Below are 15,100 nucleotides of genomic sequence, written 5' to 3' on the forward strand. Positions count from 1 at the left end.
CCGGTCAGCACGTAGGAAGTCCCTGGCGCCGGTGGGCGGGGCCCAGCCCCGCCCACCGGTCGTCCCCAGCATCCGGAGGTGTGCATGTTCGCCACGTCAGTCATCGCCGCGGACGCCGGCGGCGCCGCATCACGGCTCGGGACGATGGTCCTCGGCCTGGTCGTCTTCGCCGCCGTGTTCGGCGGCATCCTGCTCCTCGCCTCGCTCTTCAAGGGGCGTCGAGGAGAGAAGGTCCAGGCGGTTGCGTTCGTCGGGCCCACGCTCTTCTTCATCGCGATCGCGCTGATCTACCCGGCGATCCTGACGATCCGCCGGGCCTTCTACTCCGGCAAGTTCTTCGACCTCAACTTCGGCACTCCGCGCACCCGCGGCAAGTTCGTCGGCTTCGACAACTTCACGGCCCTCTGGACCACCCCCGGTCTGCCGGAGGTGTTTCGCAACACGGCGCTGTGGGTCATCCTGGTCCCCCTCTTCGCCACCAGCGTCGGGCTGCTCTACGCGATCCTCATCGACCGCGCCAGGGGCGAGGCCGTCGCCAAGGCCCTGATCTTCCTGCCGATGGCCATCTCGATGGTCGGCGCGACGCTCATCTGGAAGTTCGTCTACTTCTACAACGGCGACCCCGGCTCGCAGCAGGTCGGTCTGCTCAACGCGATCATCACGAAGCTCGGCATGGATCCCATCGACTTCATCGGCAACGCTCCCGGCAACACCTTCTCGCTCATCGCCATCATGATCTGGATCCAGGCCGGGTTCGCGATGACCGTGCTGTCGGCCGCCATCAAGGCCATCCCCGACGACATCATCGAGGCCGCCAAGCTCGACGGCGTCAAGGGCCTGCAGATGTTCCGGTTCGTCACCCTCCCGAGCATCCGCCCCTCGGTCATCGTCGTCCTCACGACGATCGCCATCGGCACGCTCAAGGCCTTCGACATCGTCCAGGCGTCCTCGGGCGGCAAGTTCGGCGACTCGATCCTCGCGAACGAGTTCTACAACCGCTCCTTCGTCACCCAGCAGCCCGGCCTCGGCGCGGCGATCGCCATCGTCATCTTCCTGCTCGTCTCCCCGATCATCGTCTTCAACGTCATCCAGCTGCGGAAGGACGCCTGATGAGCACCGCCACCCCTCCCCCTCCGGTCACCGGGAAGGTCGCCGACGCCGCGTCCGACGTCCACCTCGACACCCCCGCCGGACGCAGGCGCAAGAAGTCGGCCGCGGGCAACGCGGCCCGAGCCGTCACCTCCCCCTGGGCGTCGGGCATCGCCATCGTCCTCGCCCTCGCGTGGACCACTCCCACCCTGGGCCTGCTGGTCACCTCCTTCCGTGACCAGAAGGACATCCAGGAGACCGGCTGGTGGCACGCCTTCTCCACCGGTTTCACCCTCGACAACTACTCGCAGGTGCTCGGTGGCGCCGAAGGCCAGCCTCCGCTGACCGACTTCATCGTCAACAGCTTCGTCATCGCCATCCCGGCGGTCTTCCTGCCGCTCCTGCTCGCCTCGCTCGCGGCGTACGCCTTCGCCTGGATCGAGTTCCCCTTCCGCAACGCGCTGTTCGTCGCGGTCTTCGCTCTGCAGATCGTGCCCCTGCAGATCGCGCTGCTCCCGCTCGTCACGATGTACCAGCAGATCGGGATCAACGGCACTTACTGGGCACTCTGGTTGTCGCACAGCGCGTTCGCGCTGCCGTTGGCCGTCTTCCTCCTGCACAACTTCATGAAGGAGATCCCGGCCTCCCTGCTCGAGGCGGCCAGGGTCGATGGTGCCGGCCACGTCCGCATCTTCTTCCAGGTGCTCCTGCCCCTCATCACGCCCGCCCTCGCGTCGTTCGGCATCTTCCAGTTCCTCTGGGTCTGGAACGACCTCCTCGTCGCCATCACCATGCTGGGCGGCAACGCGGGCGAGGGGAGCCTTGCCCCACTGACGATGGTGCTCAACAACATCAGCGGCACCCTCGGCAACCGGTGGTACCTGATGTCGGCAGCCGCGTTCATCTCGATCGCCTTCCCGGTGATCGTGTTCCTCAGCCTCCAGCGGTACTTCGTCCGTGGGCTGCTGGCCGGCGGCACGAAGGGCTGACCGGACCGAGGAGAACGTCATCAGCACCATCACGGACGTCGCGCGGGCGGCCGGGGTCTCCGTGGCCACGGTCTCCCGCGCGCTCCGGGGCCTGGACCGGGTCTCCCCCGAGACCCGGCAGCGGGTCCTCGAGGTCGCCGAGGAGCTGCACTACGTCGCGTCGCCGACGGCGACGTCCCTCGCCTCCGGGCGCACGAGGGTCGTCGCCGTCGTCGCGCCGTTCCTCACCCGCTGGTTCTTCGCGACCCTCGTGAGCGCCATCGAGAAGGAGCTGCGCTCGCACGGGCACCACGCGATCCTCTTCGACCTCGAGGACGACAGCTACGACCAGCGCCTCCCGCTGACCCAGAACATGCTCTGGAAGCGGGTCGACGGCGTGATCACCCTCAATGTGCCGATGGAGCAGGAGGAGGTCGACCTCGTCGACCGGCTCGGCCTCCCGCTCGTCGCCATCGGCTCCGCGGTCCCCGGCCGCGCCTGCGTGCGCATCGACGACGGTGCGACGATGCGCACCGCCGTCGAGCACCTCATCTCCCTCGGGCACCGCCGGATCGGCTACATCGGCGACGTGCCCCGCAACGTCGCGCACGTCCAGACGCCGCAGGACCGCCTCACGGCCTTCCGCGCGACGATGGCCGAGGCCGGCCTCGAGGTCGTCGAGGACTGGATCCTCGGCTCGGACTGGACCGCCGAGGCCGCGGCCCGCGACAGCGCGATCCTCCTCTCCCACGCCGAGCGCCCGACCGCCGTCGTCGCCGCGTCCGACGAGATGGCCATCGGGGTGCGCGAGAGCGCCCGCAAGGGCGGCCTGCGCGTCCCGGAGGACCTGTCGGTCATCGGGATCGACGACTACGTGCTCTCCGGCGTCCTCGGCCTGACGACCGTGCGCCAGGACGTCGCCGCGCAGGGCCGCGAGGCCGCGGTGCTGCTCCTGCGCGCGCTGACCGGCGAGGAGCCGGCGCTCGAGCAGGTCGTCATGCCGACCGAGCTCGTCGTGCGCGAGTCGACCGGCCCCGTCCCGGTCAGTTGACGCTGCCCTCGGACTCCGCGAGGTCCTCGGGGTCGCGCAGGTAGGTCTTCTTCCCGCGGATCGCACGGTTGGCGAACCACGTGACGGCCCAGAGGACGACGCCGATCGAGAGCAGCCACCCGGCGATCTGGTACTGGAGCCCGTCGCGGCCCGTCCAGGGGCCGACGAAGAACGCGCAGAGCAGCGCGCCGATCACCGGCAGGACGGTCGGCGCGACGAAGTGCGTCCGGTCGATCCGGTCCCGGCGCAGGACGAGCACGCAGACGTTGACGATCGTGAAGACCCCGAGCAGCAGCAGCGCCGTGGTGCCCCCGAGGGCCGAGATGACCTGGCCCTCCGCGTTCTGCGTCACGACGACGATGAGCCCGACGGCGATGGCCGTCGTGAAGAGGATGGCCGCCCACGGGGTCTGCCGGCCGCGGTGCACCTTGCCGAGGAAGGGCGGCAGGACCTCCTGGCGGGCCATGCCGTAGAGCAGGCGGCTGGCCATGAGCATGTTGATGAGGGCCGAGTTGGCGACGGCGAACATCGAGATGAACGGCAGCAGGGTCGAGATGGGGATGTCCGGTGCCGCGGTCTCGACGACGGTGACCAGCGGGGTGTCACCGCTCGACAGCTCACCGACCGGGACGATCGCGACGGCGAAGAGCGCGACGAGGACGTAGATGGCGCCGGTGATGCCGAGGCCGGTGAGCATCATCTTCGGGAAGTTGCGGACCGGGTCCTTGGTCTCCTCGGCCATGTTGACCGAGTCCTCGAAGCCCACCATCGCGAAGAACGCGAGCGAGGTGGCGGCCGTGACGGCGAGGAAGGCGTTCTTGTCGCCGGGGCTGTCGAAGACGACCGTCCGGCTGAAGTCGGTGCGGCCGGCGACCAGGGCGTAGAAGCCGACCATGATGACGAGCAGGAGGCCGGAGAGCTCGACGCAGGTGAGGACGATGTTCGCCTTGACCGACTCCCCCACCCCGCGGAAGTTGACGAGGGCGACCAGGCCCATGAACAGCAGCGCGATCGCCATGACGAGCGTCGCGTTGCCGCTGTCGAGACCGAAGCCCTTGGCGAAGTTCGCCGCGAAGGCCCGCGAGGCCGTCGACGCGCTCGTGATGCCGGAGCACATGACGGTGAAGGCGACGATGAAGGTGACGAAGTGCAGCCCGAACGCCTTGTGCGTGTACAGGGCGGCGCCCGCGGCCTGCGGGTACTTCGTCACGAGCTCGAGGTAGGAGAACGCGGTGATCGTCGCGATGACGAACGCGACGAGGAAGGGCACCCACGCCGCGCCGCCGACCTCCGCGGCGACCTCGCCGGTCAGCGCGTAGACGCCGGTGCCGAGGATGTCCCCGACGATGAACAGCAGGAGCAGCTTCGGCCCCATCACCCGCTTGAGCTCCGTGGGCTCCTCGCCCGCGACCCGGCCCTGCTCCACCTCGGTGCTCATCGTCGGTCCCCTCTGCGGGACGCCTCCGGTCCGGCGTCGCTCCGCCCACCATGGCCCAGCGTCGGGGCAGCGGCAACAGGGCGCGCGGGAGCGCCGTGGTCGCGTCGAGGGTGGCGCGGGGCGTGGCGACCCCGCTCAGGCGTCGATGCGCTCGCGGTCGAGCGCGCCGGCGCTCTCGATGATGAAGTCCTTGCGCGGCCCGACCTCGCCACCCATGAGCAGCTCGAAGACCTTGCCGGCGGTGTCGAGGTCGCCGAGGGTCACCTTGCGCAGCGTGCGGTGGGCGGGGTCCATCGTCGTCTCCGCGAGCTGGTCGGCGTCCATCTCGCCGAGGCCCTTGTAGCGCTGGAGCGGCTTGGTCTTCTTGCCGCGCTTGGCGAGCAAGGCCATCGTCCGGCGCATCTCGGCCTCGGAGTAGGTGTAGATGACCTCGTTGGCCTTGCTGCCGGGGTTGACGACCTCGATGCGGTGCAGCGGCGGCACCGCGGCGAAGACCCGGCCGGCCTCGACGAGCGGGCGCATGTAGCGGAAGAAGAGGGTGAGCAGGAGGGTCCGGATGTGGGCGCCGTCGACGTCGGCGTCGGTCATGATGATGACCTTGCCGTAGCGCGCCGACTCGAGGTCGAAGGTGCGCCCGGAGCCGGCGCCGATGACCTGGATGATCGAGGCGCACTCGGCGTTGCCGAGCATGTCGGTGACCGAGGCCTTCTGGACGTTGAGGATCTTCCCGCGGATCGGCAGGAGGGCCTGGTGGTCGCTGCTGCGGGCGAGCTTCGCGGTGCCGAGCGCGCTGTCGCCCTCGACGATGAACAGCTCGGTGTGCTCGGGGTCGCTGCTGCGGCAGTCGGCGAGCTTGGCCGGGAGCGAGGACGACTCCAGCGCGGTCTTCCGGCGCTGGGTCTCCTTGTGCATCCGCGCGCTGATCCGCGACTTCATCTCGGCGACGACCTTCTCGAGGAGGGTCGCGGCCTGCTGCTTGGTGGGGCGCTTGGTCTCGGTGAGCAGCGCGGTGAGCTCACGCTCGACGACGCGCGAGACGATCTGGCGGACCGCGGCCGTGCCGAGGACCTCCTTGGTCTGGCCCTCGAACTGCGGCTCGGCGAGGCGGACGGTGACGACGGCGGTGAGGCCGGCGAGCGCGTCGTCCTTCTCGAGCTTGTCGGTGCCCGCCTTGAGCCGGCGGGCGTTGGCCTCGACCTGCTTGCGCAGCACCTTGAGCAGCGACTGCTCGAAGCCGGCGACGTGGGTGCCGCCCTTCGGCGTGGCGATGATGTTGACGAAGGAGCGCAGCGTCGTGTCGTAGCCGCTGCCCCAGCGCACCGCGACGTCGACGACGCACTCGCGCTCGACGTCGGTCGGGGTCATGTGGCCGGCGGCGTCGAGGACGGGCACCGTCTCGGTGAAGGTCCCGGTGCCCTGGAGGCGCCAGACGTCGGTGACCGGGGCGTCGGCGGCGAGGTACTCGCAGAACTCGGAGATGCCGCCGTCGTGGAGGAAGACCTCCTCGGTCGGCTCCTCGCCGCGCTCGTCGCGGACGACGATGGTCAGGCCGGGGACGAGGAAGGAGGTCTGCCGGGCGCGGCCGAGCAGGCCCTCGAGGTCGAGCCCGGCGTCCTTGAGGAAGATCTGCCGGTCGGCCCAGTAGCGCACGCGCGTGCCGGTGACCCCGCGCTTGGGCTTGCCGACGACCTCGAGGTCGCTCGTGGCGGTGTAGGGGGTGAACTCGTGCTCCGGGTCCTTGCGGCCCTGGGCGCCCGCGACGTCGGAGAAGACACCCGGCTCGCCGCGGCGGAAGCTCATCGCGTAGGTCTTGCCGGCGCGGTCGACCTCGACGTCGAGCCGGGAGGAGAGGGCGTTGACGACGGAGGCGCCGACGCCGTGGAGGCCTCCTGAGGCCGTGTACGAGCCGCCGCCGAACTTGCCGCCCGCGTGCAGGCGCGTGTAGACGAGCTCGACGCCGGTCAGGCCGGTGCGCGGCTCGATGTCGACGGGGACGCCGCGGCCGTTGTCGCGGACCTCGACCGAGCCGTCGCCGTGGAGGATGACCTCGACCCGGTCGCAGAAGCCGCCGAGGGCCTCGTCGACCGCGTTGTCGATGATCTCCCACAGGCAGTGCATGAGGCCGCGGGAGTCGGTGGACCCGATGTACATGCCGGGACGCTTGCGCACCGCCTCGAGGCCCTCGAGGACCTGGAGGTGGTGGGCGGTGTACTCGGTCGCGGACTTGCTCGTCGCGGTCTTCTTGGCAGCGGTCGCAGGCACGTCCGCAGGGTATCCGGCGGCCCCGACGGCCCCCGACAGGCGCACCGCAGGGCCCGGTGCCGACGCGTCCGGGGGGTCGGTCGAAAGATCACGATCTCGACACCGCCCGGTCAGTTCGACACCCCCTCCGCCCCGGGAAGCAAACGGCGTGCTTGACTGTTGCAACGCCTGCCGATCCACACAGGGTCGGTGGACCGAACACCTAGCACTGACCCGGACGAGCCGAGGAGGCCGACGTGAACGCCGCACTGGCACCCACCCTGACCGCCGCGGACCGGTGCGACCGCTGCGGGGCCCAGGCGTACATCCGCGCCCGCCTCCACGCCGGCGGAGAGCTCCTGTTCTGCGCCCACCACGGCCGTGAGCACGTGCCGGCCCTCGTGGACAAGGCCGACATCATCGACGAGAGCGAGCGGCTGACCGAGCGCCAGCCCGTCGTCGGCGACTGACCCCACCCGCAGCATCCCTCACCGTGGACGCGCCGGTGGATGACATCTGGCTCGTCCTGCCCCCGCTCCTCATCCTGCTCGGGCTCGTCGGGATCGTCGTCCCGGCGCTGCCCGGCACCCTCCTCGTCGTGGCGGGCGTGGCCGTCTGGGCCGTCGTCACGCACACCCCCACCGCATGGGTCCTGCTGACCCTCGCCGTCCTCGTCGCCGTCGCCGGCCGCGTGCTGCAGTACCTCGTCCCCGGGCGGCGGATGAAGGCGCAGGGCGTGCGCACCTCGACCCTGGCGCTGGCCCTCGTCCTCGCGGTCGTCGGGTTCTTCGTCGTCCCGGTCATCGGGGCGCTCATCGGGTTCGTGCTCGGTATCTGGCTCGTCGAGACCGGCCGGGGCGCCTCCCGTGCGGAGGCGTGGACGCGCACGAAGCACGCCGTCGTGGCCGTCGCCCAGAGCATGGGCATCGAGCTCGCGGCGGCGCTCGTCGTCGCCGGGCTCTACGTGCTCGGTCTGCTGCTCACCTGACGGGTCCGCCCACCGCTGCTGCGGCGGGCAGGATTCACCAGTTGCCGCCCTGGCGGCGCTCCCAGCGCTCGTCGAGCCGGTCGATGAGCGAGCTCTTGCGGCGGGGGCGGCCCTTGGCCGGCTGGACGCCGCCCTCGGGGCTGACGACACCGAGGTGGGCCTTGCGGGGCGGGGTGACGGCGTAGGCGACCGAGGCGACCATGAGGGCGAAGCCGATGGCCCCGACCCACATCGTCGTGTTGACCCCGACGAGGACGAGACCGAGCCCCGCGACCAGCCCGAGCACGCCGATGATCCACCGTCGTCGCTGGAGGAACCCGCCGCCCTTCATGCTGGAGGCGAACTTCGGGTCCTCGGCGGCGAGCGCCTGTTCCATCTGCTCGAGCATCTTCTGCTCGTGGTCGGAGAGGGGCACAGATCCTCCCTGGTCGGCCCAAGGCGTCCTCACGACGCCCCCGGGGGGTGTAGCTCTGGAATGTCAGGATATGTCGCGGCGTCCTCCCACGGAAGCGGATGGACGAGGTTGCACACCAGACGGACGAGGTTCGACGTCCGTGGGGCGGGGACGGACGAGGCTGGCCGGCCGGACCACCCCCGAGCCGAACCGCGCGCGGGCCCGGTCGACCGCCCGGTCGGCGTCCCGCCAGCCGTGCTCGGGCTCGCCGAGCACCCCCTGCAGCGGGGCCTCCGTCGCCGGGACGAGACCGGAGAGCCGGACCCCGACGAGGCGGATCCGGGCGCGCTGGAGGCCGAGGGCGTCGAAGAGGGAGACCGCCGTCGCGTGGAGCGTGCGTCCGCTGTCGGTCGGTTCGCGCAGCGTCCGGGAGCGGGTGATCGTCGTGAAGTCGCTGAACCTCACCTTGAGGGTGACGGTCCGCCCGGTGAGCCCGGCCGCGCGGGCCCGGGCCGCGGTGCGGTCACCGAGCCCGAGGAGGCGCCGGCGGATCTCGGTGGCGTCGTCGATGTCGGCCTCGAAGGTCTCGTCGCTGCCGATGCTCTTCTCGCGCTGCTCGCGCTCGACCGGCCGGGGGTCGCGCCCCCAGGCGAGCTCGTGGAGGTGGCGCCCGGTGGCCGTGCCGAGCGCGCGCTCGAGCGTCGCGAGCGGCGTGTGGGCGATGTCGGCGACGGTGTGCAGGCCGAGCCGGGTCAAGGCCTCCTCGGTGCGGTCCCCGACCCCCCACAGCGCCGCGACGGGCAGCTGCTGGACGAACGGCACGACCTCGTCGCGCGGGACGACGACCATCCCGTCCGGCTTGGCCAGCCCGGAGGCGAGCTTCGCGACGAACTTGCTCGGCCCGACCCCGACGGAGCAGGTGATGCCCTGCTCGTCGTGGATGGTGTCGCGGAGCATCTGGGCGATGGCCGCGGGGCTGCCGAGGCGGCGCAGCGCCCCGGAGACGTCGAGGAAGGCCTCGTCGAGCGAGAGCGGCTCCAGGTGCGGCGTCACCGACCGGAAGGTCTCCATCACCCCGGCCGAGATCGTCGCGTAGAGGTCGTGGTCGGGGCGCAGCACGGTGGCCTGCGGGCAGAGGCGACGGGCCCGGGACATCGGCATGGCGGAGGCGACCCCGAACCGGCGCGCCTCGTAGGTCGCCGACAGGACGACGCCGCGGGTGCCGCCGCCGATGATCACCGGGGTGCCGACGAGCTCGGGGTGGGCGAGCAGGCTCGCGGACGCGTAGAAGGCGTCCATGTCGACGTGGAGGACGGTGCAGCCGGTGTCGTCGGGCGGGGTGTCGACGAGCCGCTCGGGCAGCGCGAACTGCCGCCGGCTCACGGGGCGCTCCCCCGGTGCTCAGCCCCGGGTCGCGAGGACGTGCAGGGCGCTGCCGAGGCTGCCGAGCACCGGGTGGGCGGTGTCGGCCGCCGCGGCCTCCTCGAGGGCGGCGAGGGCGGTGCGGTCGGCCTCGGAGTCGAGCAGCGCGGAGGGCACGAGGTCGGCGAAGACCCGCACGCCCTGGACGTGGACCGGGGTGAGGCCCTGTGCCTGGACGAGCGCGACGACCGCGGCCTCGTCGAACCGCCGGGGCGCGGGGTCCTCCTCGCCCCAGCGCCCGTCGGGGCGCTCGAGGACCGCGCGGGCCCGGTCGAGCCGGCCGGCGAGGGCGTGGGTGAGGACGGCGTGCAGGCGCTGCGCGACGACGAGGCTGAAGGTGCCCCCGGGGGCGAGGAGGCCGGCGGCCGCCCCGACCGCGGCCGCGGGGTCGTCGACGACCTCGAGGGTGCCGTGGAGGCAGACGAGGTCGAAGGGCTCGTCGGCGCCGACGAGGGAGGCGACGGTGTCGGCGTCGCCCTGCAGCGCCCGGACCCGGGCCTCGACACCGCGCTCGCTCGCGCGCCGGCGCAGCGAGAAGAGGGCGTCCGGGCTGGGGTCGACGACGGTGAGCTCGTGGCCGGCGACGGCGAGGGGCACGGCCGTGCCGCCGGTGCCCCCGCCGAGGTCGAGGACCCGCAGCGGCCGGCCGAGCGCGGTGCGGCGCTGCTCGGCGTGGGCGTCGAGGACGCGCTGGACCGCCGTCGTCCGCGACCCGCTCGCGGGGCCGGGCCGCCGGCCGCGGTCGTCGGACACGGTGGGTCTCCTCCGGGACGGTGGGGCGCTGGTGCGGTGCCCACCCTAGTGTCCCGAGCTGCCGGGGCTCGCGTGCCACAGCTTGCGCGGCGGCAGCGCCGGGGTCGCGGCCGCCGCGGCCGGGACGACCCGCCCCGGGGGCGTGCCCGGGACCGGTCGCGGCATCCCGCCCGGGTGGTCGAGGACCGGGGCCCCACGGCCGGCGCGGGGGTCGGCGCCCGCCGGCTTGATGTCGGCGTACGGCGACTGGCGGAAGCCGGAGGCGTGGACGAGGACCCGGCGTCCGGAGCGCTCGGCGGCCTCGCGGGCGGCGTGCTCGGCGGCCTCGGCGCGGGCGACCGCCTCGGCCTCCCCCGCCGCGACGGCGGCCCGCACGGCCTCGAGCCCCCCGAGCTGCCAGGCGTCCCAGAGCGCCGCGAGCTCCCACGCACCGGTGGCGCGGATGGAGACGCCGCGGTCGCCGGTGCGGCGCAGCACACCGCGGACGAGGAGCAGCCACGAGTGGAAGACGACGCCGGAGTACGGGCCCTGGACGTCCTCGAAGAAGGTGCAGTCCGAGGGGCCGGTGCCGTCGTCGAGGGTGAGGAAGACCACCCGCCGTCCGGAGCGCACCGGCGGGGTCTGGGTCGCGACCTTGACCCCGGCGACCCAGACCTCCGAGCGGCTCCGGGAGCCGACGAGGTCGCGGCTGCGGGTGACCCCGAGGGCCTCGAGCAGCGGCTCGTAGAAGCTGACGACGTGGCTCGAGACGTCGAGGCCGAGCACGTCGAGCTCGGCCCGGACCCGCTCGGCCCCGGTCATCTCGGGCAGCCCGGCCCCGGCGACGAGGCGCGGGCGGTCGCCGAGGTCGAGGGTCAGCTGGGTCGGCTGCTCCGCGGCGGGCACGACCTCACGGGCGGCCCGGCTCTGCGCGGCCGCGCGGAGACGGACGTCGACCCCGCCCGCCTCGACCTCGGCCGCCGCGGAGGTCGGCAGCGCCCGCCGGGCGGCGCGCGTCCCACGGGAGCGCCCGCTCCCCCGGTCCCAGCGGTCGAGCTCGGCGACGTGGAGGAGCAGGTCGCGGCGGGTGACCCGGCCGCGCCGCCCGAGCCCGCCGTCGGCCGTCGTGCCGTGGAGGGAGTCGAAGGCGCCGGCGAGGACGAGCCGCTCGACGACCGGGCGGCTGACCCGGGCGCGGGCCCAGAAGTCGCCGAGGTCGGCGTAGGGCTGGCCGGCGACGACGCGGGCGACCTCGGCCTCGCTGATGCCCTTGACGTCGGCGAGCGAGAGCCGGATGCCGTAGGGCTGGGGGTCCTGCTTCCACCCCGGGCGCGGGTCCGGGGCGACCTCCTCGACCGGCTCGATCCGGTAGACCTCGCGCGAGGCGTTGACGTCGAGGCCGAGCACGGGGATGCCGAAGGAGCGGGCGTCGTCGAGGAGCAGCCGCTTGGGGTACATCCCCGGGTCGTGCGTGAGGATGCCGGAGAGGAAGGCCGCCGGGTGGTGGGTCTTCAGCCACGCCGAGTGGTAGGTCGGCAGCGCGAAGGCCGCGGCGTGCGCCTTGCAGAACCCGAAGGACGCGAAGGACTTGAGGACCTCCCAGATCCGGTCGCGGTCCTCGGCCGCGTAGCCGCGGGCCGCGGCCGCCGGGCGCCACCACGCCTCGACCTCCTGCTGGCCGTGCGGGGTGCCCATCGAGCGGCGGACCTCGTCGGCCTGGGCCAGGCTCACCCCGGTCGTCTCGGCGACGATGAGGAGCACCTGCTCGTGGAAGACGACGACGCCCTCGGTCTCCGCGAGCGCGGGGACCAGGCTCGGGTGGAGGAAGCGCGTCTCGCGCCAGCCGTGCCGGGACTCGAGGAACGGCGTGATCATGTCGGACTTGACCGGGCCGGGCCGGAAGAGCGAGATGTCGACGATGAGGTCGTCGAAGGCGGTCGGGCCGAGCTTGCCGACGAGCTCGCGCTGGCCGGGGCTCTCGATCTGGAACATCCCGAGGGTGCGGGTCGTGCGGATCAGCTCGAAGGTGTCGGGGTCGTCGAGCGGCACCTGCGCCTCGTCGTCGAGGTCGATGCGCTCGCCGGTGACCCGCTCGACCTCGGCGACGGCGTGCGCCATCGAGGACTGCATCCGGATGCCGAGGACGTCGAGCTTGAGGAAGCCGAGGGTCTCGACGTCGTCCTTGTCGAGCTGGCTCATCGGGAAGCCGAGCCAGGACGCCTCGACGGGCGTGCGGTCGAGCATCCCGGCGTTGGACAGGACGACGCCGCACGGGTGCAGGACGATGTGGCGGGGCAGGCCGTCGAGGGACTCGACGAGGTCGAAGAACTGCGCCATCCGCGGGGAGTCCAGGCCGCGGCTGCGCAGCTCGGGCAGGTCGGCGATGGCATGCCGGGCGTCCTTGGCGCGCACGTGCGGGAAGGCCTTGGCGATCTCGTCGATCTCGAGCGGGGGCATCCCGAGCGCGGCCCCGACGTCGCGGACGGCGTGGCGGACCTTGTAGGTGTCCATCATCGAGACGCACGTGACGCGCTCGCCGCCGAAGCGCTCGAGGACGGCCTCGTAGATCTCGGTGCGGCGGGCGGACTCGACGTCGACGTCGATGTCCGGCAGCTCGGCGCGCAGCGGGGAGCAGAACCGCTCCATGAGCAGCCGGTGGCGGATCGGGTCGACCCCGCTGATGCCGAGGAGGTGGTTGACGAGGCTGCCGGCGCCCGAGCCGCGGGCCGCGACCCGCACGCCGCGGGCCCGGATGAGGTCGGTGACCTCGGCGACGGTGAGGAAGTACGTCGGGTAGCCGAGCGAGCGGACGACGGTGAGCTCGGCGTCGAGGCGGTCGAGGACGACCTGCCGCTCGGTGTCGGTGGCGTCCGGGTAGCGCCGGCCGACCGCCGCGCGGCAGCGCTGCGCGAGGACGTCCATCGGGTCGGTGCCGGGCTCGATGCCGAGGATCTCGGGCTCGGGCAGGTGGACCGCGCCGATGCCGAGGTCGTCGCGGGCGTGCTGGACGCACTCGGCGGCCACCCGCGCGGTCATCGCGAGGAGGCGCTGCGCGCGGGCGGTGTCGCCGCCCGTGACGGTGAGGGCCCGGGCGTGCATGTCGGCGGTGCTCGCGAGGTGGCCGGCGTCGGTGACCCGGTCGAGGTGGCGGGAGTCGAGGACGACGAGCCGGCGCGCGGCGTCGAGGACGTCGACGGTGCGCACCTGCCCCGGCTCGGCGTGCCGGACGGCGGCGCTGAGGACGGCCGTCACGCCGGCGGCGTCGGCGAGGGCGAGCATCCGGCCGGTGTGCGACCGGCAGCCGGGGGTGCCCTCGGGGCCGCCGTGGAGGACGACCTCGACGGCGAGGCCGTCGCGCGGCAGGAGCGCGCGCCAGCGGGCGAGGAGGTCGCGGGCGTGCTCGCGCTGCCCGGCGAGGACGGCGCGCCCGACGTCGGAGTCGGGGCCGAGAAGGACGACGAGGCGCGCGGGGGCCGCGGCGTCGTCGCCGGCCGGGGCGGTCCACCGGGCGAGGAGGGCCGGGGTGGTGACCGGGATACCGCGCTCGCCGCGCAGGTGGGTCTCGGTGACGAGCCGGCAGAGGGAGGCCCAGCCGGCGCCCGCGGCCGCTCCCCCGCCGCCGCCCCGACCGAGGACGGTGACCCGGGGCCGGCGCGGGTCGACGATCGCGCCGCCGCGCACCGGTGTGCGTGCCCGCCGCACGGGCGGGGCGGGCAGGAGGTCCTCGACGGCGAGGTCGACCCCGAGGACGGGGTCGACACCCGCCGCGCCGCACGCCTGCGCGAAGCGGACCGCGCCGTAGAGGCCGTCGCGGTCGGTCAGCGCGAGCGCGCCCTGGCCGAGGTCGACGGCGCGGGCGACGAGGTCCTCGGGCTGCGAGGCGCCGTAGCGCATCGAGTAGCCGGAGGCGACGTGGAGGTGGGCGAACCCGTCGGCGGTGGGCACGGCGGGCCTCAGGCGGAGCGGACGGGCGCGAGCCGGCGGGCGGCGGGGGCGACGGGGACCCCGAGGCGGGCCGCGACGAGGTCGAGGAGGACCTCGGCGTCGCGCAGGAGGTCGTCGGCCTCGCGGGCGGTGACCCGGACCAGGCCGGTCTCGACCCCGACCCGGTGCCCGGTCACCGCGGCGAAGCGCTCGGCCCACTCGGTGAGCTCGGGCGCGGTGCGGGCGACGAGCGCCCAGACGTCGTGCGGCCCGGCGCCGGGGGCCTCGGGCGCCGGCCGGGAGGCGACGAGCGCGGCGGCGGCGCGCAGCGCGGCGAGCGAGGCCGCGAGGTAGCGGGTGGAGGCCCGGCCCGCGACGCAGGCGTCGGCGAGGGAGGCGCGGGAGCGCTCGAGGAGGTCGAGGGTGGTGGCGGCGTGGGGCATCGGTCTCGTCCGTCTCAGTCGTGGGCCCGCAGGAGGAGCCAGTGGTCGTCGTCACGGCCGAGGTCGAAGACCCCGACCGGACCGGACGGCGGGCGGGCCTCGACCCGCCACACCCGCCGCTCGGTCGCGGTGGCCGCACCGTCCTCCCCCACCTCGCGCCACCAGGCGCGCCGCTCCTGCCAGGCGTCGAGGACGGCGCACACGGTGTAGCGCCGCCCCCGCCAGACGAAGGAGCGCGGAGCCGGGTCGGCCCCCGCCACCTCGAGCGGGTCGTCGTGACGACGCACCATGAGGCACCTCCGGACGGGCAGGACCGATCGCCCGGCGACCTCGCGGGGCCGGTGGACCGGTGGGGGATGTTCGAACGCGTGTTCGACCTGATGACCACTGTAGACCCCCGTCCCGACATC

At 73.3% G+C, this 15,100-nt stretch carries 13 protein-coding genes; 5 read left to right on the plus strand and 8 right to left on the minus strand.

Translation table 11 applies throughout. The annotated features are described in order from the left end of the window. Positions 1 to 84 precede the first annotated feature (84 nt). The 3 genes from LG324_RS13445 to LG324_RS13455 are packed head-to-tail and all read left to right on the plus strand — an operon-like array spanning position 85 to position 3,108. A complete protein-coding gene (locus LG324_RS13445) occupies positions 85 to 1,110 on the plus strand; it encodes a carbohydrate ABC transporter permease (RefSeq protein WP_404348644.1) in 1,026 nt (341 codons plus the stop codon). Then, on the plus strand, positions 1,110 to 2,078 hold the full coding sequence (locus LG324_RS13450) for a carbohydrate ABC transporter permease (protein WP_404348645.1): 969 nt from the start codon (positions 1,110 to 1,112) through the stop codon (positions 2,076 to 2,078). Before LG324_RS13445 ends, LG324_RS13450 begins: the two co-directional genes overlap by 1 nt. Continuing rightward, positions 2,047 to 3,108, plus strand: coding sequence for a LacI family DNA-binding transcriptional regulator (locus tag LG324_RS13455; RefSeq protein WP_404348647.1), 1,062 nt, complete (start codon positions 2,047 to 2,049; stop codon positions 3,106 to 3,108). The genes LG324_RS13450 and LG324_RS13455 overlap by 32 nt, the downstream gene beginning before the upstream one ends. On the opposite strand, the gene LG324_RS13460 is transcribed toward LG324_RS13455, so the two are convergent. Next, the gene (locus LG324_RS13460) at positions 3,101 to 4,546 is read right to left on the minus strand and encodes an APC family permease (RefSeq protein ID WP_404348649.1); all 1,446 of its coding nucleotides are present in this window, start codon (positions 4,544 to 4,546) and stop codon (positions 3,101 to 3,103) included. The genes LG324_RS13455 and LG324_RS13460 overlap by 8 nt on opposite strands. Before the next feature lie 135 nt (positions 4,547 to 4,681). Continuing rightward, on the minus strand, positions 4,682 to 6,808 hold the full coding sequence (locus LG324_RS13465; RefSeq protein WP_404348651.1) for a type IIA DNA topoisomerase subunit B: 2,127 nt from the start codon (positions 6,806 to 6,808) through the stop codon (positions 4,682 to 4,684). Positions 6,809 to 7,044: 236 nt separating this feature from the next. Between LG324_RS13465 and LG324_RS13470 the strand changes: the two genes are divergently transcribed. Further along, positions 7,045 to 7,257: a hypothetical protein gene (locus tag LG324_RS13470; RefSeq protein WP_030528975.1), complete on the plus strand. Its 213-nt coding sequence runs from the start codon at positions 7,045 to 7,047 to the stop codon at positions 7,255 to 7,257. 35 nt (positions 7,258 to 7,292) lie between these two features. After that, positions 7,293 to 7,775, plus strand: a complete 483-nt coding sequence (locus tag LG324_RS13475; protein WP_030528974.1) for a DUF456 domain-containing protein — start codon at positions 7,293 to 7,295, stop codon at positions 7,773 to 7,775. A 34-nt stretch (positions 7,776 to 7,809) separates the two neighbouring features. On the opposite strand, the gene LG324_RS13480 is transcribed toward LG324_RS13475, so the two are convergent. From LG324_RS13480 to LG324_RS13505, 6 genes are all read right to left on the minus strand, one after another. Continuing rightward, positions 7,810 to 8,190 (minus strand): DUF3040 domain-containing protein, encoded by a 381-nt coding sequence (locus tag LG324_RS13480; protein WP_404348653.1) that lies wholly within the window; start codon positions 8,188 to 8,190, stop codon positions 7,810 to 7,812. A gap of 63 nt (positions 8,191 to 8,253) precedes the next feature. Beyond that, positions 8,254 to 9,552: a DNA polymerase IV gene (dinB, locus tag LG324_RS13485; RefSeq protein ID WP_404348656.1), complete on the minus strand. Its 1,299-nt coding sequence runs from the start codon at positions 9,550 to 9,552 to the stop codon at positions 8,254 to 8,256. Between the two features lie 18 nt (positions 9,553 to 9,570). After that, a complete protein-coding gene (locus LG324_RS13490; RefSeq protein ID WP_030528971.1) occupies positions 9,571 to 10,344 on the minus strand; it encodes a bifunctional 2-polyprenyl-6-hydroxyphenol methylase/3-demethylubiquinol 3-O-methyltransferase UbiG in 774 nt (257 codons plus the stop codon). Between the two features lie 45 nt (positions 10,345 to 10,389). Beyond that, positions 10,390 to 14,217 (minus strand): DNA polymerase III subunit alpha, encoded by a 3,828-nt coding sequence (locus LG324_RS13495; RefSeq protein WP_404353149.1) that lies wholly within the window; start codon positions 14,215 to 14,217, stop codon positions 10,390 to 10,392. 59 nt (positions 14,218 to 14,276) lie between these two features. Further along, a complete protein-coding gene (locus LG324_RS13500; protein ID WP_036830319.1) occupies positions 14,277 to 14,690 on the minus strand; it encodes an SAV_6107 family HEPN domain-containing protein in 414 nt (137 codons plus the stop codon). 14 nt (positions 14,691 to 14,704) lie between these two features. After that, a complete protein-coding gene (locus tag LG324_RS13505) occupies positions 14,705 to 14,980 on the minus strand; it encodes a DUF6504 family protein (protein ID WP_207021630.1) in 276 nt (91 codons plus the stop codon). Positions 14,981 to 15,100: the final 120 nt, after the last annotated feature.

Source organism: Phycicoccus jejuensis, from assembly GCF_044797865.1.
Lineage (GTDB): Bacteria > Actinomycetota > Actinomycetes > Actinomycetales > Dermatophilaceae > Phycicoccus > Phycicoccus jejuensis.